Source organism: Cupriavidus sp. IK-TO18, assembly GCF_015549295.1.
In the GTDB taxonomy this organism is placed as follows: Bacteria; Pseudomonadota; Gammaproteobacteria; order Burkholderiales; family Burkholderiaceae; genus Cupriavidus; species Cupriavidus oxalaticus_A.
The window spans coordinates 25,086-48,189 of record NZ_JADGMP010000026.1 but is presented as its reverse complement, the minus strand read 5'-3'; the positions used below and the strand labels follow the sequence as shown (position 1 = coordinate 48,189).

Below are 23,104 nucleotides of genomic sequence, written 5' to 3'. Positions count from 1 at the left end.
CTCAGGCACCTCCGTTCTTGCGGGCAAACAGCTTCTTGCGCGTGGCCGGCAGCACCAGCGCGATCGTCACCAGCGCGGCGGTGACTAGGTTCAGGTCCTGCGCCTTCAGGCCGATGAAGTCGCTGTTCAGCGCCAGCGCGATGAAGAAGCGGTACAGGATGGCGCCGAGCACCACGGCCAGCGTGGTCCAGATCAGGCGGCGCGCCGGCAGCACGGTTTCGCCGATGATCACCGCGGCCAGGCCGATCACGATGGTGCCGATGCCCATCGAGATATCCGAGCCGCCCTGGGTCTGCGCGAACAGCGCGCCGGCCAGTGCCACCAGCGCATTGGACAGCGCCATGCCGGCCAGCGTGGCGCGGCCGGTGGGAATGCCCTGCGCGCGGGCCATGCGCGGGTTGGCGCCGGTGGCGCGCATCGCCAGGCCCAGTTGCGAGCTGAAGAACCAGTCCAGGCCGAGCTTTGCGATCACCACTACGATGAACAGCACCAGCGGGCGCAGCACGTAGTCAGGCATCCATTCCGGCTGCAGGATGGTGAACAGGGTCGGCTCGGTGATCAGCGGCACGTTGGGGCGGCCCATGATGCGCAGGTTGACCGAGTACAGCGCGATCATCATCAGGATACTGGCGAGCAGGTCCATGATCTTGAGACGCACGTTGAGCCAGCCGGTGATCCAGCCAGCCAGCGCGCCGGCTGCGATCGCGACCACGGTCGCCAGGAACGGGTCCTGGCCGGCGGCGATCAGCGTCGCGGCAACGGCGCCGCCCAGCGGAAAGCTGCCATCAACGGTCAGGTCGGGGAAGTTGAGGATGCGGAAGGAAATCAGCACCCCGAGCGCGACCAGGCTGAAGATCAGGCCGATCTCCAGGGCGCCCAGAAGGGAAAAAAGGGACATGGGGGAATCCTGTTGCGGGGGCCGGCGGCTACCCTGGCGCCGGTTTGGAGCGGGGCGGCACGGCGGCCCGTGTGGAGCCGCCCGCCGCCTCGCCCGGTCTGCGCCTGCCGCGCCGGGTAGGCGCGGCAGGGCACCGCCGTATTGCGACGGCGGCGGGCAGTGACGTGCTTACTTGATGACCGTCTTGGCTTCCTTGATCAGCTCCGGCGACAGCGTGGCGCCTTGCTTGGCGGCGGCGCCCGTGTTCACGAACAGCTCCAGGTTGTCGCTGGTCTGCGAAGCGATCGCGCCCGGCTTCTCGCCCTTCAGGATGCGCACCACGACCTTGCCGGTCTGGTGGCCCAGGTCGCCGTAGTTGATGCCCAGCGCGGCCACCGCGCCACGCTTGACGCTGTCGGTATCGGCCGCCACCAGCGGGATCTTCGATTCGTTGGCGACCTTGACCAGCGACTCATACGCCGACACCACGTTGTTGTCGGTGTTGGTGTAGATCACGTCGACCTTGCCGATCAGGCTCTTGGCGGCCGGCCCGATGTCCACGGTGCGCGGCGCGGCGGCTTCCTTCAGCGTCAGGCCTTCCTTGGCCAGCAGCTCCTTCAGTTCCTTGACCACCACCACCGAGTTGGCCTCGCCCGGGTTGTAGACCATGCCCACGTTCTTGGCCTTCGGCACCACGCGCTTGATCAGGGCGACCTGCTTGTCCAGCGGCAGCTTGTCCGACACGCCGGTCACGTTGGTGCCCGAAGCGGCCCAGCTCTTGACCAGCTGCGCGGCGACCGGATCGGTCACGCCCGAGTACACCACCGGCACCGTCTTGGTCGCGGCGACCACGGCCTGGGCCGACGGGGTGGCGATGGCAACGATGGCGTTCGGGTTGTCGCCGACGAACTTGCGGGCGATCTGCGCGGCGGTGCCGGTGTTGCCCTGGGCGCTCTGGTATTCCCACTTCAGGCTCTTGTCGGCGTCATAGCCGGCCGCCTTCAGTTCGGCGCGCACGCCGTCGCGGATCGCGTCCAGCGCGGGGTGGTCGACGATCGACAGTACCTTGACGGTCTGGGCCTGCACGGCACCGCCGTACAGCAAGGCCAGCGCCACGGCGCCGCCCAGGATCGACTTGGTTGCTGCGAGACCCTTGATAGACTTCATTATCTGTTCTCCCCCGAATGCTCGGTTCTGGATGGATGCGGCCGCGGATGGTTCGGTCCGCTGTCCTGGCGCTCGCCCGTGCACTGGCGGACGGTGCCGGTCCGGGGCGTGCGCGGCGGCTTCCTGCGGCGAGAGGGAGCGTGCGCGGGCGCGTCGGATGCGACAGCGATAAGCCTGCGAGGATACCACTTCTCGCGCACGAAATGCGTAGTCATCATGCCAAAGCGCGGCATCCGATGCTGTCAGGCGCCCGCTATCGGCCATTCAGGCGCATATTATTGCGCGGGATTCGTGATTTCCTTGTGGATTACCCCGATTGCGGCGATCCCATCTTCATGCAATTGCGCATCCCGGGCGTCGAGGTTTTCCTCGAGCCGGGCCCCGGCAGGGGGATGGAGAAGGCTTAGCGACGCAAGGCCGCGGCGCAGTCGCGCACCAGCGCCGGGCCGCGGTAGATCAGCCCGCTGTAGACTTGCACCAGCTTCGCGCCGGCGTCGATCTTGGCGCGCGCATCGGCGCCGCTGAAGATGCCGCCCACGCCGATGATCGGCACCGCATCGCCGACCACGGCGTGCAGCGCGCGCACCACGCGCGTGGAGGCCTCGAACACCGGGCGCCCCGACAGGCCGCCGGCTTCCTCGGCATGCGGCAGCCCCTTGACCGCCTCGCGCGAAATGGTGGTGTTGGTGGCGATCACGCCGTCGATCTTGTGCCGCACCAGCGCGTCGCCGATATTGCCGATCTGGTCGGCGTCGAGGTCCGGGGCGATCTTCAGCGCCAGCGGCACGTAGCGCTTGTGCTGGTCGGCCAGGCGCTGCTGCGCGTCCTTCAGCGTCGACAGCAGGCTGTCCAGCTCGCTGGCGCCCTGCAGCTGGCGCAGGTTCTTGGTGTTGGGCGACGAGATATTGACCGTCACATAGCTGGCGTGCGGGTAGACCCGCTCCAGGCAGTACAGGTAGTCGTCATTGGCGCGCTCGATCGGCGTATCGGCGTTCTTGCCGATATTCAGCCCCAGCACGCCGCCCTCGGCCTTCCAGCGCGACGCCTTGACGTTGGCGACAAAGGCATCGACGCCGCCGTTGTTGAAGCCCATGCGGTTGATCAGCGCATCCGCCTGCGGCAGGCGGAACATGCGCGGGCGCGGGTTGCCCGGCTGCGCGCGCGGCGTGACCGTGCCCACCTCGATAAAGCCGAAGCCGAACGCGGCCAGCCCGTCGATATACGCGCCGTCCTTGTCCAGCCCGGCGGCCAGCCCGACCGGGTTGGGGAAGCGCACGCCCATCACGGTGCGCGGATCGTCGGCGATCTTGTTGCCGATGCAGCCGCCCAGGCCCATGCGGTGGGCGCGCAGCAGGTTGTTCAGCGTGAAATGGTGGGCGTCCTCGGCATCCATCGAGAACAGGGCGGGGCGAAACAGGGGGTAGAGCGCGTTGAGCACGGGGCAGCCGGCCGGCGGGGCCGTCACAGAGTGAATTCCAGCCCGGCATTGTAGCGGCTGGTCCGCTTGCCCGGTGGCGGGCTACTCCTTCGCGGGAGGCGTGTCGGGGGCGTCTGGGGCCGCGGCGGCGTCCTTTTCCTCGAAGGCGTGCCAGTGGTTGCCGGTCAGCACCTGCAGCGGCTGGAAGCGTGCCTTGTACGCCATCTTGCGGCTGTCGGCGATCCAGTAGCCCAGGTACAGGTGCGGCAGGCCGAGCGCGTGGGTCTGCTGGATCTGCCACAGGATGTTGAAGGTGCCGTAGCTGGCGTTGCGCTCGAGCGGGTCGTAGAAGGTGTAGACCGACGACAGCCCGTCGTCGAGCACGTCGATCATGCTGACCATGCGCAGGCGGCCTGCCTCGGGCGATCCCGGAGGTTCGCGGAACTCGACCAGGCGCGAATTGACACGGCTTTGCAGCAGGAACTGCTCGTACTGGTCGCGGCTGTCCTGGTCCATGCCGCCGCCGGCGTGGCGCATCGACTGGTACAGCAGGTACAGCGAATAGTGCTCTTCGACGTAGGTCAGCGGCGCCACCAGCGCCTGCAGGTGCTCATGCCGGCGCCAGGCGCGGCGCTGCGAGCGGTCGGGCGTGAACTGGTCGACCAGCACCCGGCACGGCGTGCAGGCATGGCAATCGTCGCAATATGGCCGGTAGGTGAAGATGCCGCTGCGCCGGAAACCTGCGCGCACCAGGCGCGAATAGACGTCGGCGTTGATCAGGTGCGCGGGCGTGGCGACCTGCGAGCGCGCCATGCGGCCTTCCAGGTAGCTGCAAGCGTAGGGCGCCGTAGCGTAGAACTGCAGCGCAGAGAGCGGTAGTTCCTTCAGCTTGCTCATGACTCTGGGGGCTCCGGGCGGGACGATGCGGGCGGACGTTTGGCGGGGGCGGCGTCCTTCCCGGGATTCAACCGGCTGGCGCGGCTGGCGTTCCGGCCCAGCACTCCAGCACCGACTTGTCGAACCGCCACGGGTGGATCGCGGGCTGCAGCGCCGCCGCGCGCACATGTGCCACGAACTGCGCGCGGGGGATCGGGCTGGCGCCCAGCGAGGCCAGGTGGTCGGTCTCCTGCTGGCAGTCTATCATCGCCACGCCGTGGTTGCCGAGGAAGGCGCACAGCGCCGCCAGCGCGATCTTGGAGGCGTCGGTGCGGTGCGCGAACATCGACTCGCCGAAGAACATCCGTCCCAGCGCCACGCCGTACAAGCCGCCGACACGCTCGCCGCGGAACCAGGTCTCGACCGAATGCGCCAGGCCGTTGCGGTGCAGCGTGCCATAGGCGGCGATGATGTCGCCGGTGATCCAGGTGCCGTCCTGCCCGTCGCGCGGCGTGGTGGCGCAGGCGCGCATCACCGCCGCGAAATCGTCGTCGACGCGGATTTCCCAGTCCGCGTCGCGCAGCACGCGGCGCAGCGTCTTGCGCAGCGTCACCGACACGCGCAATGCCTGCGGCGCCAGCACCATGCGGGGGTCGGTGCTCCACCACAGCACCGGCTGGCCACTCGAATACCACGGAAAGATGCCTTGCCGGTACGCCAGCAGCAGGCGCTGGGGCGACAGGTCGCGGCTAGCCGCCAGCAAGCCGGGCGCGTCGGAATCGGGCCCGAGCGCCTCCTCCACCGGAGGAAACGGGTCGTGCGGCTCCAGCCAGGCGATCATGAGGGCCGTGCCGGGTGTTGCGCGCGCCGGCCGGCGCTCAGGGCGTGACCGTGGCCCGGCTGGTCAGCGGGCGCATGGGCTTGTCGATATCCAGGCTATGCAGCCGGAAGCTGCCGTCCTGCAGCCGGCCGGCGGCGCGGTCGGCGAAGAAGCAGCGCAGCGTGTGGATCACGGTCGGGAACGCCAGTTCGTCCCACGGCACGTCGGCCTCTTCCACCAGCTTGACCTCCAGGCTTTCCTCGCCCGGCGCGATGTCCAGGTCGTCCAGCGTGGCCAGGTAGAACAGGTGGACCTGGTGCACATGCGGCACATTGAGGATCGAGAACAGCTCGCCCACCTGCACGCGCGCGCCGGCTTCTTCCAGCGTCTCGCGCGCGGCGGCCTGCGCGGTGGTCTCGCCGATTTCCATGAAGCCGGCGGGCAGGGTCCAGGAGCCATAGCGCGGCTCGATCGCGCGCTTGCAGATCAGGATCTTGTCTTCCCAGACCGGAATCGTTCCCACGACATTGCGCGGGTTGACGTAGTGGATGGTGCCGCAGCTGTCGCAGACACTGCGCGGGCGGTTGTCGCCGTCAGGCACACGCAACACGACCGCATGGCCACAGTTCGAGCAGAATTTCATGAGGGGCGTCCGGGAGGAATGGCGAAAGTGTATCACCCTCGCGGAGGGCGCCGCGGCGGGTCAGCAGGGCAGCACGGTGAGGTCGGTTGCATGCCGCACCGATGATGCTGCCGGCGTGTGTGCTGAGGCTGCGCAAAACGGCGCGGCCAAAACAAAAAACCCGCCAGTGGCGGGTTTGTCTGTCGAGCGGACCGAATGGGACCGAATCGGATCGGATGACTTGCAGTGTCCAACCGCATCATCAGCGGTTGGTTGCGGGGGCAGGATTTGAACCTGCGACCTTCGGGTTATGAGCCCGACGAGCTGCCAGACTGCTCCACCCCGCGTCCGTCGAAGAAAAGATTATAGGGCACCTGGTTGCGCATTGCAACACCTGACTGGAAGTATCGCCAAGCGCCGCGAAAACCCGCGTGCCACAACGATTAGATCGCCGCGAGCGCGAACAGGTTCAGCCCTCGCCCGGACTATCGCTTGTGCGCTGCCACAGCGTGGCGGCGAACTCGAAGCTGTCGCGCTGCTGCAGGTCGTCGCGCTGCCAGATCACGCGGTCGGGGCGCACGGTCAGCATCCAGGTGGTGGTTGCCAGTGGCTGCGGGTGGGCGAAAGCGCGCGGCGTCAGCACGGCGCCGCACAGGCCGTGATGCGGGTCGCGTACCGAGGTGTAGCGGATCATGCCGAGGCCGGCTTCGCGCACGACGCGGCCGAAGGCCTGGCAGGGTTCGTGCCGGTCGGGATCGGTCCAGGCATCGCGATCGCGGTCGAAGGGCGGGGCGTCGAGCGCCACGCCGTCGGTGGCGATGCGCACTTCGAACAGCGTCTGCGCGCGCGCGTCGATGCCCGGCAGCGCCGGACTGTCGTTAAGGAAGCGCCAGCGCCAGTAGCCCAGCTCCGCGCAGGCCGTGCGGATCTCCGCGGCGCCGTAAAACACGCCGGGATCCTGCGCGGCACGGAAGCGCGAACCCCAGGGAGACGGCGGGTAGCGAAAGGGGGTGAACAGCAGATAGTGCAGGTGGCGTGCCTCGACCGGCACGGCGGGTTTGCCGGCATCGAGCACGGCTTCCAGCACGGCCTGTTCTTCGAGGCTGTCGACCAGCGGCATGGTGGAGACAACGTGCTGGGCTTCCACCGCCCGCCACAACGTGAGCGCGAACTGCCGGCGCTCAGATGCGACCGCGGGTGGCGTCCAGGTAGTGAACGACACGGACCAGACCTTCCGTTGTGCGGATCATTTCGATGGGCTTGCCGCCCAGTGCCAGGTTTTCATGCGTCAGCCACAGCCGCGCCTGGTCGCCATGGCCGAGGATTGCGTCCAGCGAGCGGAACAGGCGTACAAAGAGCACGCCGAATTCCCACTCCTTGCGGTGCGCGTCGAGTACATAGCCGCCGGATGCCATGCGCGATACCGAAGCCGTGCTGATCCCCAGGACGCTTGCCACCACCGCCTGGCTGATGCCAAGGAAGCCGGCGGCACGCATTACCGCCTTGGTCAGCGTGGTGCCGGGGTCGGGGCCGCCGGCGGGGTCTGTTTCCGGGATCCGCCTGGATTGCATCGCCTTGCTCCTGTTTCTTCAGAAAGATTATAGGCGAACGATTTCAGAAGGGAAGTGTTTGGGGCAAAAAAGGTCCGGCCCGCCGGATGCTGGCGGGCCGGTATCGGTTAGACAGGCCTGCCGGCTAATAGGTCTCGATATGCAGCCGGCCCTCGGCTTTCATGATGGCTTCCAGTTCCGCCCAGCTGCGGCCGGCGCCGGCACAGACCGCGTTGAAGGCGGCCAGCACGCCTTCCTCCATCCCTTTCAGTCCGCAGATGTAGACATGGCCGTTCGGGTCCGCCAGCAGGGTCGCCACGGCATCGGCCGCCTCGCGGATGGCGTCCTGCACATAGCGGCGCGGTGTATCGGGATCGCGCGAAAAGGCGAAGTGGATGTCGAGGAAATCCCTGGGCAGTTTGAGCAGCGGGCCGAAGTAGGGCAGTTCGTTGGCATTGCGGGCGCCGAAGAACAGCATCCGGCGCCCGCTGAAGTGCGCCAGGTTGCGGCGCATGCGCTCGGTCATGGCGCGCATGGGTGCGGAGCCCGTGCCGGTGCAGATCATCATCACGCTGGCTTCGGCGTGGTTGGGCATCAGGAAGGTGGTGCCGAACGGACCCACCACCTGCACGGTGTCGCCCTTGGCCAGGTCGCACAGGTAGCTGGATGCCACGCCGCGCACCGGCCGGCCGTCATGGTCCTGGTCGACCCGCTTTACCGTCAGCGCGAGGTTGTTGTAGCCGGGGCGCTCGCCGTCGCGCGGGCTGGCCACCGAGTACATGCGGATGTAGTGCGGCTTGCCCGCGGCGTCGGTGCCCGGCGGCACGATGCCGATCGACTGGCCTTCCAGGATCGGGAAGAAATGGGTGCCGAAGTCCAGCACGATATGGTGGATATCGCTGGAGGCGTCGTCGGCGGTGAGCCGGTAGTTGCCGGCCACCGTCGCGGCGACCGGCGCCCGCACGCCGTGCAGGTTCACATACGGGTGCGCCGCCGACCATGGCGCGCGCTGCGAGGTGTGGCGGCTGGCTTCGACCGCCTGGATGCTCACGTCAGGCGCCGCCGTAGCGGGCGCCGCGGCCGCGGTGTTTTCGATCGCAGTGTCCAGCTCCGGCAACGGCACCTCGGCCGGCAGTTCGTCCCACAACAGCTGCGCCTCGATGGTATAGGCGTCGCCGCGCGGCATGGTGCGCCAGTTGTCGATGGCGCCGGTCGGGCACGGCGACAGGCAGGCATTGCAGCCGTTGCAGACCTCGGCCTTGACCACGTAATTGCGGTCGTCGTGGGTGATGGCGTCGATCGGGCAGGTGTCCTCGCAGGTATTGCAGCGGATGCAGATTTCCGGGTCGATCAGGTGCTGCTTGATGATGTCGGGGGCGCCCATTGCTCTTATCTCTGGTTAGTCCGGTATCTCCTTGCCGGCTTCTTGCCTGGTTCAGTTGAAACGCACGTACTCGAAATCCATCGGCTGGCGATTGATACCCACCGCCGGCGGCGCGATCCAGTTGGCGTACTTGCCGGGCTCGACCACGCGGCCCATCAGGCTGGCGACAAAGGCGCGGTCCTCGTCCGTGGCGAGCCACTTGCGTTCGTTGGCCTTCCACTCGGCCTCTGAGATCAGTTCTCCCTGCGGCGACACATGCACGTTGGCCAGCGTGCCGATCTTGCGGTTGAAGGCCTTGTGCGGCACGGTCAGGCGGGAGGAGATGCCGGCTTTCTCGATCACCTTGTTCCAGCGCGCCACGCCGCCCATGCTGTCCTTGATGTAGTCGTCGCGCAGCACTTCATTGAGAGCATTGAGCATCGGCACCTCGCGCTCGCCCAGGCGGCCGTCGCGCACTTCCAGCACACGGTAGACATCGCCCTTGAGTACATGGTCGTCGGCGCGCTTGCCTTCCTCGAAGCGGCCCTTCAGGCCGGCGCTGTAGAAGGTGGCAGCGTTAGACGACTGGTCCGCGCCAAACAGGTCGATGGTCACGCTGTAGTGGAAGTTCAGGTAGCGCTGGATCGTCTCCAGGTCGATCACGCCGGCGGCGCGCACCTGTTCCGGATCTTCGATGCCGCGCTCGCGCATGACCTCGCAGGTGCGCTGGATCACGCGCGATACGCCCGATTCGCCGACGAACATGTGGTGCGCTTCCTCGGTCAGCATGAAGCGCGTGGTGCGCGCGAGCGGATCGAAGCCCGACTCGGCCAGCGCACACAGCTGGAACTTGCCGTCGCGGTCGGTGAAGTAGGTGAACATGAAGAACGACAGCCAGTCCGGCGTGCGCTCGTTGAAGGCGCCGAGGATGCGCGGGTTGTCCTGGTCGCCGGAGCGGCGCTCCAGCAGCGCCTCGGCTTCCTCGCGGCCGTCGCGGCCGAAGTAGCGGTGCAGCAGGTAGACCATGGCCCACAGGTGGCGGCCTTCTTCCACGTTCACCTGGAACAGGTTGCGCAGGTCGTACAGGCTGGGCGCGGTCAGGCCCAGGTGCCGTTGCTGCTCGACCGATGCCGGCTCGGTGTCGCCCTGCGTGACGATGATGCGGCGCAGGTTGGCGCGGTGCTCGCCGGGCACATCCTGCCACGCGGCTTCGCCCTTGTGTTCGCCGAAATGGATCCTGCGCTCCGGGTCGGCCGGCAGCAGGAAGATGCCCCAGCGGTAGTCGGGCATCTTGACGTGCTCGAAATGCGCCCAGCCCGACGGGTCCACCGACACCGCGGTGCGCAGGTACACGTCGAAGTTGTGCGAGCCATCGGGCCCCATGTCGCGCCACCAGTCGAGGAAGGCGGGCTGCCAGTGCTCGAGCGCGCGTTGCAGCGCGCGGTCGTCTGACAGGTTGACGTTGTTGGGGATCTTCTGGCTGTAGTCGATGCTCACGGTGTCTCCTCGTTGTCCTTGCGCGGGGCAGGGGGCAGGGCGCTACACCCGGTCCCAGTCGAAGCGCGCCTTGTTGCCGGTGCCGAACACCTTCAGCGCGCCGTTCTCGCCGACGGCGTTGGGCCGCTGGAAGATCCAGTTCTGCCACGCGGTCAGCCGGCCGAAGATGCGCGTTGCCATGTTCTCGGCGCCGCCGAAGCGCAGGTTCGCTTCCATGCCGGTGAGTGCGTCCGGCGACAGGCTGGCGCGCTCTTCCAGCGCGATGCGGATTTCGTCTTCCCAGTCGATATCGTCCGGCGCGGCGGTGATCAGGCCGAGCGAGTCGGCGCTGAGCGCGTCGAGCGGGGCGCCGACGTGTTCGCGCACCGCGGCCAGCGCGGTCTCGTCGCCATAGAAGCGCGCGGCCAGCCGGTCTTGCCCGTTCGGCATCGGGTAGCGGCCGAAGTTGACTGGCGAAACAAAGATGCGCGGCGCGTCGTCGGGCGCGTCGGGCAGGTGCAGCATGTAGCTGCGGTCAGCCGCCAGCGCCAGTTCCAGCAGCGTGCCGGCGAAGCACGAATCCTGCTCGATCAGCGCGATCAGGCTGCGCGACGACACGTCCAGCCGCGCCAGCGTGCGGCGCAGCATGCCGATGGTCTCGCGCACGAACCAGTGGCCGGCATTGGTTTCCAGCAGCGCATCGGCGGCCAGCACCTGCGCCGGGTCGCCATCGGTTTTCAGCACCCAGATGCCGATGCCGAGGTGGTTGGTGCGCAGCGTCAGGATGGCATCGTCGAGCTCGCGCGCCATCTTCAGTGGCCACCATTGCGCGCCGGCGGCGACCACGCCGGCCAGATCGGCGGGCTGGTGCTTGTCGGGGCCGAATATGGTGAGCGTGGCCTTGCGTGCCGCGGGATCGATATGCACGCGCACGGTCTCGTAGCGGTAGCCGTCGGGCTCGACCGTGCGCGATAGCGGCGTCAGCGTGATGCCGTGGTGGCCCTGCGGGCGGTCGCTGGCGGCGGCCAGTGCCGCGGCGCGCTCGGCGACGTACTCGGCGAAGCGGGCCGGCTTGACCACTTCATCGACCAGCTTCCAGTCCTTTGCGCGCTGGCCGCGCACGCCCTCGGTGGTGGTGCAGAAGATGTCGGCATGGTCGCGCCGGACCTTGCGCTTGTCGGTCACCCGGGTCAGGCCCCCGGTGCCGGGCAGCACGCCCAGCAATGGCACTTCGGGCAGGCTGACCGCGGAAGAGCGGTCGTCGACCAGCACGATCTCGTCGCAGGCCAGCGCCAGCTCGTAGCCGCCGCCGGCGGTGGTGCCGTTGCAGGCGGCAATGAATTTCAGCCCGGAATGCTCGCTGGCATCCTCGATGGCGTTGCGGGTCTCGTTGGTGAACTTGCAGAAGTTGACCTTCCACGCGTGCGACGACTGGCCCAGCATGAAGATATTGGCGCCGGAGCAGAAGATGCGCTCGCGCGCGCTGGTCAGCACCACGGTGCGCACTTCGGGATGCTCGAAGCGGATGCGCTGCAGCGCGTCATGCAGTTCGATGTCGACGCCGAGGTCGTACGAATTCAGCTTAAGCGCGTAGCCGGGCCACAGGCCGGCTTCCTCGTCGACGTCCATCGCCAGCGTGGCGACTGGGCCGTTGAAGCTGAGCTTCCAGTGGCGGTACTGGTCGGGATGGCGCTCGAACGTGACGGGAACGGGGGCTTCGGGGGCGGGTGCCGGCGCGGACATGGCTGTCTCCTTGATGCACTATAGTGCCTTGCGGCTTTTGATGAAATATAGTGCAGAGGAGGGCGCGGCGCAATGCCTGATTGCCCCGCGCGCGCAACGCGTGCGGGGTGAGAGCGGGTAAAGCGAGGTCAGGCGCCCGCGGCCTGCAGTTGTGCGCGCAGCTGTTGCAGCGAGGTCGCGGCATCCAGGCCGCTGGTGTCGATCGAGATATCGGCGCGGGCGTACAGCGGCGTGCGCGCCTGCAGGATGCGGCGCAGGTCGGCCATGGCCTCGCGGTTGCCTTCCATCGGGCGCATGTCGCCCTGGGCCACCACGCGCGCCATGTGCTCTTCCGGCGAGGTGCGCACCCAGATGGTGTAGCAGTGCGCCAGCAGCAGGTTGAAGGTGCCCGGCTCCGACACCAGGCTGCCCGGCGTGGCCAGCACCATGCGCTCGTTCTCGCGCAGCGTGCGTTCCAGCGCACGCATCTCGTAGCGGCGGTAGGCGGCCTGGCCATACAGCGAATGGATTTCGGACAGGCTGGCGCCGGCTTCCTGCTCGATCACGGTGTTCAGTTCGACGAAGGGCACGTCGCGCGCGGCCGCCAGCGCGCGGCCCAGCGTGGACTTGCCGGCGCCGCGCAGGCCGATCAGCGCGATGCGGCGGTGGCGCGCGTCACCGGATTCTTCAGGCGCCAGCGCATGGCGGCAGGCTTCACGCACGCGCGCGAGGTCCGCGGCCGGCAGTTGCGCCAGCCATTGCACCATCTGCGCGAACTCCGTCGCCTGCTGGCCGTTCAAGCCGTTCGGGCCGTCCACCTCGGCCAGCACCACCGGCAGCGGCACGTCGAGCGCGCCGGCCACCTGGCGCAGCAGCAGCACCGAGGCATTGCCGGTGCCGGTTTCGAGGTTGGCGAGGTAGCGCTCGGACACGCCGGCGCCGCGCGCCAGGTCTTTGCGCGACATGCCGCGCGAGGCGCGCAGCGAGCGGATGCGGTCGCCCAGTTGGGTCAGGTAAGGGTCGCGCTCGGCATTGGCGGCCGGCGCGGACGCTTCGCGCGCGGGGCGGGCGTCGGGGTCGGTGGCAGGCAGCGGGGCTGGGTCGCGGCGCATGGTGTCGAAGGTCATGTTGGCCGGGCGGCGCCTGGGCCGCCTGGCAAAAAGCAAGGGCGCATTATACGAGCAGGGTTGCCGCGCCCTGTGGTGCTTCGGGCTCCCGCCCGGCGGCTCCCCGCAAGGCGCTGTCTTATAGTGCATCCCCTTGCTTGCATAATAGTTGATATGAAATAAAATGCATCGCAAAGCGGATGCCGGCACGCAAGTGATCCGGACATCGAGATAACAGCGACTGGCCTGGCGCCTGGCGCGTAGCTACCGGTCCAGGCAGCGCGCGGCATGCGACACCAAGGAGTGGAGACATGACGCCCCCGAATACCGCCGCCATTGCCCGCACTGCAGCGCCGGACGGCACCGTCGCGGTGCTGCCGACGCGCTACAACGCCGCCGAAGACCTGCTTTCGCGCAACCTCGAAGCAGGGCGGGGCGACAAGGTCGCCTATGTCGACGACGCCACTTCGCTGACCTACGCCGCGCTCGATGCCCGCGCCCGCCGCTTTGGCGGCGCGCTGCGCGATGCGGGATTCCGGCAGGAAGAGCGGCTGCTGCTGTGCGCGCTCGATACTGTCGACTTCCCCACGGTGTTTCTCGGCTGCCTGCTGGCCGGGGTGGTGCCGGTGGCGGTCAACACGCTGCTGACCGCGGACGACTATGCGTACATGCTCGCGCACAGCGGCGCCCGCGCAGTGGTGGTATCGACGCCGCTGTTGCCGGTGATGCAGGCAGCGATCGACAAGAGCGGCCTGTCGCCGATGGTGATCCAGGCCGCCCCGCATGGCGATGCGGCGCCGGCATGCAGCGTGGGCGCGATGCTGGCGCGCACCCGCTCGCCGGCGCCGGTCGCGCGCACCGGCCCCGATGACATGGCGTTCTGGCTCTATTCGTCGGGCTCGACCGGCCGCCCCAAGGGCACGGTGCATACCCACGGCAACCTGTTCTACACCGCCGATCTCTATGCCCGCCAGGTGCTCGGCATTCGCGAGGACGACGTCGTGTTCTCGGCCGCCAAGCTGTTCTTCGCCTACGGGCTGGGCAATGCGCTGACCTTCCCGATGTCGGTTGGCGCGACCACCGTGCTGATGGCCGAACGGCCCACGCCGACGGCGGTGTTCCGGCGACTGCGGGAGCAGCGGCCAACAGTGTTTTTCGGCGTGCCGACATTGTTCGCCGGCATGCTCGCCGCGCCCGACCTGCCCGTGCGCAGCGACGTGGCCCTGCGCGTGTGCACCTCCGCCGGCGAGGCATTGCCGCGCGATATCGGCGAGCGTTTCCTGGCGCATTTCGGCTGCGACATCCTGGATGGCATCGGCTCCACGGAGATGCTGCATATCTTCCTGTCGAACCGGCCCGGCGAGGTGCGCTACGGCACCACGGGCATGGCCGTCCCGGGCTACGAACTGAAGCTGCTGGACGAGCGCGGCGAACCGTGCGCGCCCGGCGAGATCGGCGACCTCTACATCAAGGGACCGAGCGCGGCGCTGATGTACTGGTGCAATCGCGAAAAGACCCGCGACACCTTTGTCGGCGAATGGACGCGCAGCGGCGACAAGTACCTGCGCGATGCCGACGGCTACTACACCTATGCAGGGCGCAGCGACGACATGCTCAAGGTCGGCGGCATCTACGTCTCGCCGTTCGAGGTCGAAGCCGCGCTGGCGCTGCACCCGGCCGTGCTCGAAGCCGCGGTGATCGGCGTGGCCGATGCCGACGAGCTGGTCAAGCCCAAGGCCTTCGTCGTGCTGCGGCCGGGCCAGCAATGGCAGGACGGCATGGCCGCGGAGCTGCAGGCGTTCATCAAGGCGCGCCTCGCGCCCTACAAGTACCCGCGCCAGATCGAATGCGTGCCGGAACTGCCCAAGACCGCCACCGGCAAGATCCAGCGTTTCCGGCTGCGCCAGCGCGAGGAAGCCGCGCGCCAGTCCCAGACAACTCCTTCCTGAAGCGATGCCAGACGACAAGATGCCGATGCCCACCAGCCTGGTGGAAATCCCCTTCGACGAACGCCGTATCCAGATCGAATACCAGTGGCTGCGCCCCGAGCGCACGCAGCGTCCGCTGGTGGTCTTCCTGCACGAAGGCCTGGGCTCGGTCAGCATGTGGCGCGATTTCCCGCGCGATTTCTGCGAGGCCGGCGACTATCGCGGGCTGGTGTTCTCACGCTACGGCTACGGCCGTTCCACGCCGCGCCCGCATGCCGAGAAATGGCGCCCCGATTTCATGCACCGCCAGGCGCGCGAGGCGTTGCCGGCATTGTTCGACGCGCTCGATATCGGGCCCGGCCGCAAGCATGGCGTGCCCTGGCTGATGGGGCACAGCGATGGCGCTTCCATCGCGCTGATCTATGCCGCCAGCTTCCCGCAGGCGCTGGACGGCATCACCGTGCTCGCGCCGCATATCGTGGTGGAAGACCTGTCAGTAAGCAGCATCGCCGCCACGCGCCAGGTCTATCTCGACACCGACCTGCGCCAGCGGCTGGGGCGCCATCATGACGACGTCGAATCCGCCTTCTGGGGCTGGAACGATATCTGGCTCGACCCGGATTTCCGCCAGTGGGACCTGCGTCCGCTGCTGTCGGGGCTGACGGGCCCGGTGCTGGCGGTGCAGGGCGAAGACGACGAGTACGGCACCATGGCGCAGATCGAGGGTATCCATCGATATGCCCCACAAACCACGTTGCTTAAACTCGCGCGATGCGGGCATTCGCCACACCGCGATCAGCCTGAGGCGTTGACGCAGGCCGCGGTTCGGCATATAAACACACATACTTCATACCTAAAATAATTGGGCTTCCCGCCCGCTCCGCAGGGTCCGCGGCGCAGCATGCGCCGTCGCAGGCCACGGCAGCGGCAGGGGGACCGGCAACGGTCCGGTAAGCCGCCGGCTTGACCACCAGGAGACATTGATGCGTCGCTTCACACCGCGCGGGCTCGCGCCTGCCTGCCTTGCCGCCGCCACCGTGTTTGCCATGGCCGGCGCCTCGGCCCAGCCCGCCCCGCCAGCCCAGCCCGCACCGGGCGGCAAGATCAGGGTCGGCTTCATGCTGCCGTACACCGGCACGTACGCGGCGCTCGGCACCGCCATCGAGAACGGCTTCCGCATGTATGTGCAGCAGCAGGGCGGCAAGCTCGGCGGCCGCGAGATCGAGTACTTCAAGGTCGACGATGAATCCGACCCCGCCAAGGCCCCGGAAAACGCCACCAAGCTGGTCAAGCGCGACCAGGTCGACGTGGTGGTCGGCACGGTGCATTCGGGCGTGCAGATGGGCATCGTCAAGGTCGCCAAGGAAAACAACACGCTGCTGATCATCCCCAACGCCGGCGTCGATGAAGCCACCGGTCCGCTGTGCGGCCCGAACATCTTCCGCACTTCATTCTCGAACTGGCAGCCGGGCTATGCGATGGGCCAGGTGCTGGCCGAGCGCGGGCTCAAGAAGGTGGTGACGCTGACGTGGAAATACGCCGCCGGCGAGCAGTCGGTCAAGGGCTTCAAGGAGGCCTTCGAGGCCAAGGGCGGCAAGGTGGTGAAGGAGCTGAGCCTGCCCTTCCCCAACGTCGAATTCCAGGCGCTGATCACCGAGGTGGCTTCGCTCAAGCCGGATGCCGTGTTCGTGTTCTTTGCCGGCGGCGGCGCGGTCAAGTTCGTCAAGGACTGGGCCGCGGCGGGGCTGAAGGACAAGATCCCGCTGTACGGCTCGGGCTTCCTGACCGACGGCACGCTGGAAGCGCAGGGCAACGCCGCGCAGGGGCTGGAAACGACGCTGCACTACGCGGACGGCCTGAGCAATGCGCGCGACAAGAACTTCCGGCTGGACTACGCCAAGACCTTCAAGCTGCAGCCCGACGTCTACGCGGTGCAGGGGTATGACGCGGCACAGCTGCTCGCGGCCGGTGCCAGTGCGGTCAAGGGCGACATGACGCGCAAGGCCGACCTGTACAAGGCCATGGGCTCGGCCAAGATCGACAGCCCGCGCGGTGCCTTTACGCTGTCGAAGGCGCACAACCCGGTGCAGGATTTCTACCTGCGCAAGGTGGACGGGCGCGAGAACAAGGTCAGCTCGGTGGCGGTGAAGGCGCTGGCGGATCCGGCGCGTGGGTGCAGGCTGTAAGCGCTTCAATACCCGCGTGTTTGCTCCCCTCTCCCGCCTGCGGGAGAGGGGCAGGGGGTGAGGGCATGCGGGTCAAAGGCTGACGCCCATCGATTCAAGACCGAAGGCTCCGCTTGATCTGGTACCTGGCTAAACCACCCTTCACCCCACCCCTCTCCCCATGCGGGGAGAGGGAGAACACCTTGCTCAGGCAAGTTCGGGCGGCTTTGGCGCACCCAAAACCGTCTTCCCTGTCGTAGTCTGCAGAAGTGCCCGCATGGACATCGTCTCCTTCCTCATCCAGTGCCTGAACAGCGTGCAGTACGGCCTGCTGCTGTTCCTGGTCGCCAGCGGCCTGACGCTCATCTTCGGCATCATGGGCGTGATCAACCTGGCGCACGGCAGCTTCTATATGCTGGGCGCATACCTTGCCTTCACGCTCGCCGGGCTGACCGGCAACCTGTTTATCGCGATCCCGCTCGGCATCGTGCTGGCGGTGGTGTTCGGCTACGTGCTGGAGTGGGCCTTCTTCAGCTACCTGTACGAGCGCGACCACCTGCAGCAGGTGCTGATGACCTACGGCCTGATCCTGGTGTTCGAAGAGCTGCGCAGCATCCTGGTCGGCGACGATGTGCACGGCGTGCAGGTGCCGGCGCTGCTCGACGGCGCGCTGCCGATCGGCAACGACATGACGTACCCGGTGTACCGGCTCTTTATCTCCGCGGTGTGCCTGGCGGTGGCCGCGGCCATGTACTACGTGATCCGGCGCACGCGGCTGGGCATGATGATCCGCGCGGGCGCGACCAACCGCGAGATGGTGCAGTCGCTCGGCATCAACATCACCGTGCTGTACCGCTTCGTGTTCGCGCTGGGCGTGGCGCTGGCGGTGCTGGCGGGGATGATCTCGGCGCCGGTGTCGTCGGTGTATCCGGGCATGGGCGGGCAGGTGCTGATCGTGTGCTTCGTGGTGGTGGTGATCGGCGGTATCGGCTCGGTCAAGGGCGCGCTGGTGGCCTCGCTGCTGCTGGGCTTCGTCGATACCTTTGGCAAGGTGTTCTGGCAGGAGGCGGCCGGCGTGCTGATCTACCTGCTGATGGCGGTGATCCTGCTGTGGAAGCCGCAGGGGCTGTTCAAGGCGGGCTGACATGAATCCGACGACATTGCCGGCGCGCCGGCATTCCCGCGGCAATGCCGCGCTGCTTGCCGCGCTGGGCTGGCTGGTGGCCTTCTCCGTGCTGGCGGTGCTGCCGCTGCTGCTGACCGCGGACAGCCACAAGTTCTATATCGAGCTGCTCAGCAAGGTGATGATCATGGCGATCTTCGCGCTGTCGCTGCAGCTGCTGATCGGCTATACCGGGCTGGTGAGCCTGGGGCATGCCGCGTACTTCGCCATGGCGGCCTACGCCACCGCGATGCTCGCGCCGCAATCCGGGCCGGGCAACGGCTGGCTGCTGCTGGCCGGCGCGCTGGCCGCCTCGGCCGGGCTGGCGCTGGTGGTGGGCGCGCTGGTGCTGCGCACGCGCGGCGTGTATTTCATCATGGTGACGCTGGCCTTCGCGCAGATGGTCTACTTCGTCTTCCATGACACCAAGCTCGCGGGCGGCAGCGACGGCACCTATATCTATTTCCGCCCGGAATTCCCGGTGCCGGGCGAGCAGTTGCTGACCGTCACCGACCCCACGCACTTCTACTGGCTGGTGTGGGCGGGCCTGGTGGCCACGGTCGCGCTGCTGGCGCTGGTGCTGCGTTCGCGCTTCGGCCATGCGCTGGTGGGCATCCGCCATAACGAGCAGCGCATGCGCGCCGCCGGCTATGCCACCTATCGGTACCAGCTAGGCGCCTTTGTCGCCGGCGGGGTGCTGGCGGGGCTGGCCGGCTTCCTCTATGCGATCCAGTTCGGCTTCGTCAACCCGGAGATCGCGTCGTGGCACCAGTCGGGCAACGCCATGCTGATGGTGATCCTGGGCGGTGTCGGCAGCCTTGCCGGGGCGGTGCTGGGGGCGTTTTCGTTCGTGCTGCTGGCCGAATGGTTCAGCACGCTGACCAAGCACTGGCAGCTCGTGATGGGCGGCTTCATCATCGTTGCCGTCGCGCTGCTGCCGCGGGGGCTGGTGAGCCTGCCCGCGGTGCTGCGGCACGGGCGCCGCGGCAAGACCGGGAGGCACAATGGCGGGCAGGGGAGCGAAGCCAGCGAGACCAATGATGGCAACGCGCGAAATACGGAGGCCGCATGAACACCCCGGTATTGCAGGCGCAGCAGCTCACGCGCCGCTTTGGCGGCCTTACTGCCGTGGCCGGCGTCGACCTGTCGCTGGCGCTGCATGAGATCCATGCCGTGATCGGCACCAATGGCGCGGGCAAGTCCACGCTGATCAACATGCTGTCGTGCGAGCTGCCGCCCACGTCAGGGCGCCTGTTTCTGAAGGGCGAGGAGGTCACCGGCTGGTCGCAGCCGCGGCTGGCACGGCACGGCGTGGGGCGCAGCTACCAGCGCAACAACATCTTCCTGCCGCTGACCGTGCGCGAGAACTGCCGGCTGGCCGCGCAGTCGCGCGCGCAGCGGGCCTGGCGCCTGTGGGAAAGCGCGCAGGGCTGCCGCACCAGCGCCACGCTGGCCGACGAGGCGATGGAGCGCGCCGGCCTGGCCCCGCTGGCGGACCGGCGCGCCAGCGACCTGGCGCATGGCCAGAAGCGCCAGCTCGAGGTGGCGATGTGCCTGGCTACGCAGCCGGTTGCGCTGCTGCTCGACGAGCCGCTCGCCGGCATGGGCGCCGAGGAATCGACGCGCATGCTCGGGCTGCTGCGCGGCCTGCGCGAGGGCCATGCCATCCTGCTGGTCGAACACGACATGGACGCGGTGTTCTCGGTTGCCGACCGTATCACCGTGATGGTCAACGGCGCGGTGATCGCCACCGGCACGCCCGAGGCGATCCGGTCCAACCGCGAAGTCCAGCTTGCCTACCTGGGCGAAGAAGAAAACGAGGCCGCATGAGTACGCCTACTAGCACACTCACCAGCACACCGATGATCGAAGCCACCGGCATCAACGCCTGGTACGGCTCCAGCCATGTGCTGCGCGGCATCGATTTCACCGTGGGCGTGGGCGAGACCGTGGGCCTGCTGGGGCGCAACGGCATGGGCAAGAGCACGCTGTTGCGCACGCTGCTGGGCCACGTGCGCCAGCGCCAGGGGCAGATCCGCGTGGCCGGCCGCGACATGTCGCGGGCGCAGCCTTACGAGGTGGCGCGCCTCGGCGTCGCCTACGTGCCGGAAGGGCGGGGCATTTTCCCCAGCCTGTCGGTGCGTGAAAACCTGCTGATGGCCGCCCGCAAGGGCAGCAATGGCCGCAACGACTGGGACGAGGCGCGTGTGCTCGACCTGTTCCCGCGCCTGAAGGAGCGCCTCTCGCATGGCGGCCAGCAACTGTCCGGCGGCGAGCAGCAGATGCTGTCGATCGGCCGCGCGCTGATGACCAATCCCGACTGCCTGGTGCTGGACGAAGCCACCGAAGGGCTGGCCCCGCGCATCGTGCGCGAGATCTGGGAAGTCATCGCCACGGTGCGCGCCACCGGGATCGCTTCGGTGGTGGTAGACCGCAACTTCCGCTCGGTGCTGGCGCACGCCGACCGCGCCGTGGTGCTGGAAAAAGGCCGGGTGGTACTGGCTGGCCCGGCGGCCGACCTGGCCGGCAAGCCGGAAGCGCTGGATCGTTACCTCGGCGTATAGGCCCCTCCTGGGTGCCGCCTGAGGCACAAATGTTGTTGTGCCACAACGGCCCTTGCGGGCGCAAGGACACGCTTTATTGCTTACCCGGGCCTTGACCACCGGCAACTTCCCTCCCATGCTTGCTCGGTCACGAAAACGGCATCCGGATCACCGGAGTGGTCGTTCGCGGGCAGTTCATCTAGAATTGCGCGGGTTTGTGCAATGCAATAGAACGCAAAAAGCGCCGGAAAACGGTCGCAGCAGTCGGCACCCCGCGCCGGGTGGCGGCTGCCAGAGCCAACAAAACTGCCGGCAAGCCGGCCGGGCAGACCCAATCTCATGACTACCCAGTCCACAACCAGCCATTATTTCGTCGAGAGTCCCAGTACACGCGCCCTGGTGCTCGGCGCGGTCGGCGTCGTCTTCGGCGACATCGGCACCAGCCCGCTGTACGCGCTCAAGGAGTGCTTCAGCAAGGAACATGGCATCGCCTTCAGCCCCGACGCCGTGCTGGGAGTCATCTCGATGCTGTTCTGGGCCATGATCATCGTGGTCTCGATCAAGTACGTGGTGTTCGTGATGCGCGCCGACAACGACGGCGAGGGCGGGGTGCTGGCGCTGATGGCGCTGGTGCTGCGTACCGTGGCGCCGCGCTCGGGCAAGGCAAAGATCCTGATGATGCTCGGCATCTTCGGCGCCTGCATGTTCTATGGCGATGCGGTCATCACGCCGGCGATCTCGGTGCTGTCGGCGGTGGAAGGGCTGGAGATCGCGGCGCCGCAGCTGTCGCAATTCGTGATACCGATCACTCTGGCCATCCTGGCCGGGCTGTTCCTGATCCAGCGGCATGGCACCCACGCGGTGGGCAAGCTGTTCGGTCCGATCATGACGGCCTGGTTCGTGACGCTGGGTGCGCTGGGCGTGTTCAACCTGGTCCAGGCGCCGGAAATCCTCAAGGCGGTCAATCCGCTGTACGGCATCACCTTCCTGGTCGAGCATGCGCTGCAGGCCTTTATCGTGCTGGGCTCGGTGTTCCTGGTGCTGACCGGGGCCGAGGCGCTGTACGTCGACATGGGCCATTTCGGCGCGCGGCCGATCCGCCTCGGCTGGTTCATCCTGGTGATGCCGTGCCTGATGCTGAACTACTTCGGCCAGGGCGCGATGCTGCTGCAAAACCCCGCCGGCGCCGAGAACCCGTTCTACCTGATGGTGCCGGAGCCGCTGCTGATCCCGATGGTGCTGCTGGCCACCTGCGCGACGGTGATCGCCTCGCAGGCGGTCATCTCCGGCGCCTTCTCGCTGACCAGCCAGGCGATCCAGCTGGGCTTTGTGCCGCGCATGCGCGTGCGCTACACCTCGGCCGCGGAGATCGGCCAGATCTACCTGCCGGTGGTCAACTGGCTGCTGCTGGTGCTGGTGATCGGCGTGGTGATCTCGTTCAAGAAGTCCGAGAACCTGGCGGCGGCCTACGGCATCGCCGTGACCACGACCATGGTCATCACCAGCATCCTGGCGGCGGTGTGCATGCGCAATGTGTGGAAGTGGAACACGGCGCTGGTGGTACTGGTCGGCGCGGGCTTCCTGCTGGTCGACCTGTCGTTCTTTGCCGCCAACCTGCTCAAGGTCGCCGAAGGCGGCTGGTTCCCGCTGCTGCTGGGCAGCATGGCCTTCTTCATGCTGATGACCTGGTACAGCGGCCGCAAGCTGCTGCGCGCGCGCAGCCTGGAAGACGGCATCCCGCTGGAGCCGTTCATCGCCGGCCTGCTGGCGCACCCGCCGCACCGCGTCGAGGGCACCGCGGTGTTCCTGACCGGCAACACCGAGTCGGTGCCGGTGTCGCTGCTGCACAACCTCAAGCATAACCGCGTGCTGCACGAGCGCGTGGTGTTCCTGCACTTCATCACGCGCGACGTGCCGTATGTCGACGACGATCATCGCCTGAGCTGCAAGGACCTGGGCGGCGGCGTCTTTATCCTGAAGTCGGAATACGGCTTCAAGGAAACGCCGGACGTGCAGAAGGTGCTGGACCTGGCCGACCGCAAGCTCGGCATGCATTTCGAGCTGATGGAAACCTCGTTCTTCATCGCGCGCGAATCGGTGATTCCGTCCAAGCTGCCGGGCATGCCGATGTGGCGCGAAAGCTTGTTCGCCTGGATGCATCAGAACGGCGCCAAGCCGTCAGATTTCTTCCAGATCCCGGCCAACCGGGTGGTGGAGCTGGGTACCAAGGTCGAGATCTGAAGCGGGCGGGCCTGGTGCCCGCCGCTGCAAGCCCCGGGACGGCGCCGCAAGGCGTGTCCCGGGGCTTTT

At 67.4% G+C, this 23,104-nt stretch carries 20 protein-coding genes and 1 tRNA gene; 8 read left to right on the top strand and 13 right to left on the bottom strand.

Features of this window, described 5'->3' with window-relative positions; all coding sequences use genetic code 11:
* Window position 1: 1 nt before the first annotated feature.
* The 13 genes from IPF36_RS18770 to IPF36_RS18710 form a co-directional block, all read right to left on the bottom strand.
* Window positions 2-898 (bottom strand): ABC transporter permease, encoded by an 897-nt coding sequence (locus tag IPF36_RS18770; RefSeq protein WP_029047685.1) that lies wholly within the window; start codon window positions 896-898, stop codon window positions 2-4.
* A gap of 168 nt (window positions 899-1,066) precedes the next feature.
* The gene (locus tag IPF36_RS18765) at window positions 1,067-2,044 is read right to left on the bottom strand and encodes an ABC transporter substrate-binding protein (protein ID WP_116317769.1); all 978 of its coding nucleotides are present in this window, start codon (window positions 2,042-2,044) and stop codon (window positions 1,067-1,069) included.
* Window positions 2,045-2,447: 403 nt separating this feature from the next.
* The gene (locus IPF36_RS18760) at window positions 2,448-3,482 is read right to left on the bottom strand and encodes a quinone-dependent dihydroorotate dehydrogenase (RefSeq protein WP_133096918.1); all 1,035 of its coding nucleotides are present in this window, start codon (window positions 3,480-3,482) and stop codon (window positions 2,448-2,450) included.
* Between the two features lie 81 nt (window positions 3,483-3,563).
* Window positions 3,564-4,358, bottom strand: coding sequence for an arginyltransferase (locus IPF36_RS18755; protein WP_133096815.1), 795 nt, complete (start codon window positions 4,356-4,358; stop codon window positions 3,564-3,566).
* Between the two features lie 67 nt (window positions 4,359-4,425).
* Window positions 4,426-5,178, bottom strand: a complete 753-nt coding sequence (gene aat, locus IPF36_RS18750) for a leucyl/phenylalanyl-tRNA--protein transferase (protein WP_133096816.1) — start codon at window positions 5,176-5,178, stop codon at window positions 4,426-4,428.
* A gap of 37 nt (window positions 5,179-5,215) precedes the next feature.
* Entirely contained in the window at window positions 5,216-5,800 is a 585-nt protein-coding gene (locus IPF36_RS18745; RefSeq protein ID WP_135705011.1) for an NUDIX hydrolase, read from the bottom strand.
* Between the two features lie 249 nt (window positions 5,801-6,049).
* Window positions 6,050-6,126, bottom strand: a tRNA-Met gene (locus tag IPF36_RS18740).
* Window positions 6,127-6,248: 122 nt separating this feature from the next.
* Window positions 6,249-7,001, bottom strand: coding sequence for an RES family NAD+ phosphorylase (locus tag IPF36_RS18735; protein ID WP_133096818.1), 753 nt, complete (start codon window positions 6,999-7,001; stop codon window positions 6,249-6,251).
* Window positions 6,961-7,350 carry an MbcA/ParS/Xre antitoxin family protein gene (locus IPF36_RS18730; protein WP_063238628.1) on the bottom strand — a complete coding sequence of 130 codons (390 nt, stop codon included), beginning with the start codon at window positions 7,348-7,350 and terminating at the stop codon, window positions 6,961-6,963. The genes IPF36_RS18735 and IPF36_RS18730 overlap by 41 nt, the downstream gene beginning before the upstream one ends.
* A 124-nt stretch (window positions 7,351-7,474) precedes the next feature.
* Window positions 7,475-8,713 (bottom strand): benzoyl-CoA 2,3-epoxidase subunit BoxA, encoded by a 1,239-nt coding sequence (gene boxA, locus IPF36_RS18725; protein WP_135705012.1) that lies wholly within the window; start codon window positions 8,711-8,713, stop codon window positions 7,475-7,477.
* Window positions 8,714-8,764: 51 nt separating this feature from the next.
* Window positions 8,765-10,189, bottom strand: a complete 1,425-nt coding sequence (gene boxB / locus IPF36_RS18720; protein WP_195429529.1) for a benzoyl-CoA 2,3-epoxidase subunit BoxB — start codon at window positions 10,187-10,189, stop codon at window positions 8,765-8,767.
* A gap of 42 nt (window positions 10,190-10,231) precedes the next feature.
* Window positions 10,232-11,911 carry a 2,3-epoxybenzoyl-CoA dihydrolase gene (gene boxC / locus IPF36_RS18715; protein ID WP_195429528.1) on the bottom strand — a complete coding sequence of 560 codons (1,680 nt, stop codon included), beginning with the start codon at window positions 11,909-11,911 and terminating at the stop codon, window positions 10,232-10,234.
* A 128-nt stretch (window positions 11,912-12,039) separates the two neighbouring features.
* The gene (locus tag IPF36_RS18710; RefSeq protein ID WP_135706244.1) at window positions 12,040-13,002 is read right to left on the bottom strand and encodes a helix-turn-helix transcriptional regulator; all 963 of its coding nucleotides are present in this window, start codon (window positions 13,000-13,002) and stop codon (window positions 12,040-12,042) included.
* A gap of 305 nt (window positions 13,003-13,307) precedes the next feature.
* On the opposite strand from IPF36_RS18710, the gene IPF36_RS18705 reads away from it, so the two are divergent.
* The 8 genes from IPF36_RS18705 (at window position 13,308) to IPF36_RS18670 (ending at window position 23,035) form a co-directional block, all read left to right on the top strand.
* A complete protein-coding gene (locus IPF36_RS18705; RefSeq protein ID WP_195429526.1) occupies window positions 13,308-14,945 on the top strand; it encodes a benzoate-CoA ligase family protein in 1,638 nt (545 codons plus the stop codon).
* Between the two features lie 25 nt (window positions 14,946-14,970).
* Complete coding sequence (locus IPF36_RS18700; RefSeq protein ID WP_195429524.1) at window positions 14,971-15,786, top strand: alpha/beta fold hydrolase; 816 nt, start codon at window positions 14,971-14,973, stop codon at window positions 15,784-15,786.
* Window positions 15,787-15,907: 121 nt separating this feature from the next.
* On the top strand, window positions 15,908-17,110 hold the full coding sequence (locus tag IPF36_RS18695) for an ABC transporter substrate-binding protein (protein ID WP_195429522.1): 1,203 nt from the start codon (window positions 15,908-15,910) through the stop codon (window positions 17,108-17,110).
* Between the two features lie 256 nt (window positions 17,111-17,366).
* Window positions 17,367-18,233 carry a branched-chain amino acid ABC transporter permease gene (locus IPF36_RS18690; protein WP_063238635.1) on the top strand — a complete coding sequence of 289 codons (867 nt, stop codon included), beginning with the start codon at window positions 17,367-17,369 and terminating at the stop codon, window positions 18,231-18,233.
* Between the two features lies 1 nt (window position 18,234).
* Window positions 18,235-19,323, top strand: coding sequence for a branched-chain amino acid ABC transporter permease (locus IPF36_RS18685; protein ID WP_133096825.1), 1,089 nt, complete (start codon window positions 18,235-18,237; stop codon window positions 19,321-19,323).
* Window positions 19,320-20,081 carry an ABC transporter ATP-binding protein gene (locus tag IPF36_RS18680; RefSeq protein WP_135705016.1) on the top strand — a complete coding sequence of 254 codons (762 nt, stop codon included), beginning with the start codon at window positions 19,320-19,322 and terminating at the stop codon, window positions 20,079-20,081. The genes IPF36_RS18685 and IPF36_RS18680 overlap by 4 nt, the downstream gene beginning before the upstream one ends.
* Entirely contained in the window at window positions 20,078-20,815 is a 738-nt protein-coding gene (locus IPF36_RS18675; protein WP_135705017.1) for an ABC transporter ATP-binding protein, read from the top strand. Before IPF36_RS18680 ends, IPF36_RS18675 begins: the two co-directional genes overlap by 4 nt.
* Window positions 20,816-21,133: 318 nt before the next feature.
* Entirely contained in the window at window positions 21,134-23,035 is a 1,902-nt protein-coding gene (locus IPF36_RS18670) for a potassium transporter Kup (RefSeq protein ID WP_135705018.1), read from the top strand.
* Window positions 23,036-23,104 lie beyond the last annotated feature (69 nt).

What these genes read in the sequence shown, in the direction of transcription:
- IPF36_RS18770 (WP_029047685.1), bottom strand. Translation starts at nt 898, where the DNA reads ATGTCCCTTTTTTCCCTTCTGGGCGCCCTGGAGATCGGCCTGATCTTC.
- IPF36_RS18765 (WP_116317769.1), bottom strand. Translation starts at nt 2,044, where the DNA reads ATGAAGTCTATCAAGGGTCTCGCAGCAACCAAGTCGATCCTGGGCGGC.
- IPF36_RS18755 (WP_133096815.1), bottom strand. Translation starts at nt 4,358, where the DNA reads ATGAGCAAGCTGAAGGAACTACCGCTCTCTGCGCTGCAGTTCTACGCT.
- aat (WP_133096816.1), bottom strand. Translation starts at nt 5,178, where the DNA reads ATGATCGCCTGGCTGGAGCCGCACGACCCGTTTCCTCCGGTGGAGGAG.
- IPF36_RS18745 (WP_135705011.1), bottom strand. Translation starts at nt 5,800, where the DNA reads ATGAAATTCTGCTCGAACTGTGGCCATGCGGTCGTGTTGCGTGTGCCT.
- IPF36_RS18730 (WP_063238628.1), bottom strand. Translation starts at nt 7,350, where the DNA reads ATGCAATCCAGGCGGATCCCGGAAACAGACCCCGCCGGCGGCCCCGAC.
- boxA (WP_135705012.1), bottom strand. Translation starts at nt 8,713, where the DNA reads ATGGGCGCCCCCGACATCATCAAGCAGCACCTGATCGACCCGGAAATC.
- boxC (WP_195429528.1), bottom strand. Translation starts at nt 11,911, where the DNA reads ATGTCCGCGCCGGCACCCGCCCCCGAAGCCCCCGTTCCCGTCACGTTC.
- IPF36_RS18710 (WP_135706244.1), bottom strand. Translation starts at nt 13,002, where the DNA reads ATGCGCCGCGACCCAGCCCCGCTGCCTGCCACCGACCCCGACGCCCGC.
- IPF36_RS18705 (WP_195429526.1), top strand. Translation starts at nt 13,308, where the DNA reads ATGACGCCCCCGAATACCGCCGCCATTGCCCGCACTGCAGCGCCGGAC.
- IPF36_RS18700 (WP_195429524.1), top strand. Translation starts at nt 14,971, where the DNA reads ATGCCCACCAGCCTGGTGGAAATCCCCTTCGACGAACGCCGTATCCAG.
- IPF36_RS18695 (WP_195429522.1), top strand. Translation starts at nt 15,908, where the DNA reads ATGCGTCGCTTCACACCGCGCGGGCTCGCGCCTGCCTGCCTTGCCGCC.
- IPF36_RS18690 (WP_063238635.1), top strand. Translation starts at nt 17,367, where the DNA reads ATGGACATCGTCTCCTTCCTCATCCAGTGCCTGAACAGCGTGCAGTAC.
- IPF36_RS18685 (WP_133096825.1), top strand. Translation starts at nt 18,235, where the DNA reads ATGAATCCGACGACATTGCCGGCGCGCCGGCATTCCCGCGGCAATGCC.
- IPF36_RS18680 (WP_135705016.1), top strand. Translation starts at nt 19,320, where the DNA reads ATGAACACCCCGGTATTGCAGGCGCAGCAGCTCACGCGCCGCTTTGGC.
- IPF36_RS18675 (WP_135705017.1), top strand. Translation starts at nt 20,078, where the DNA reads ATGAGTACGCCTACTAGCACACTCACCAGCACACCGATGATCGAAGCC.
- IPF36_RS18670 (WP_135705018.1), top strand. Translation starts at nt 21,134, where the DNA reads ATGACTACCCAGTCCACAACCAGCCATTATTTCGTCGAGAGTCCCAGT.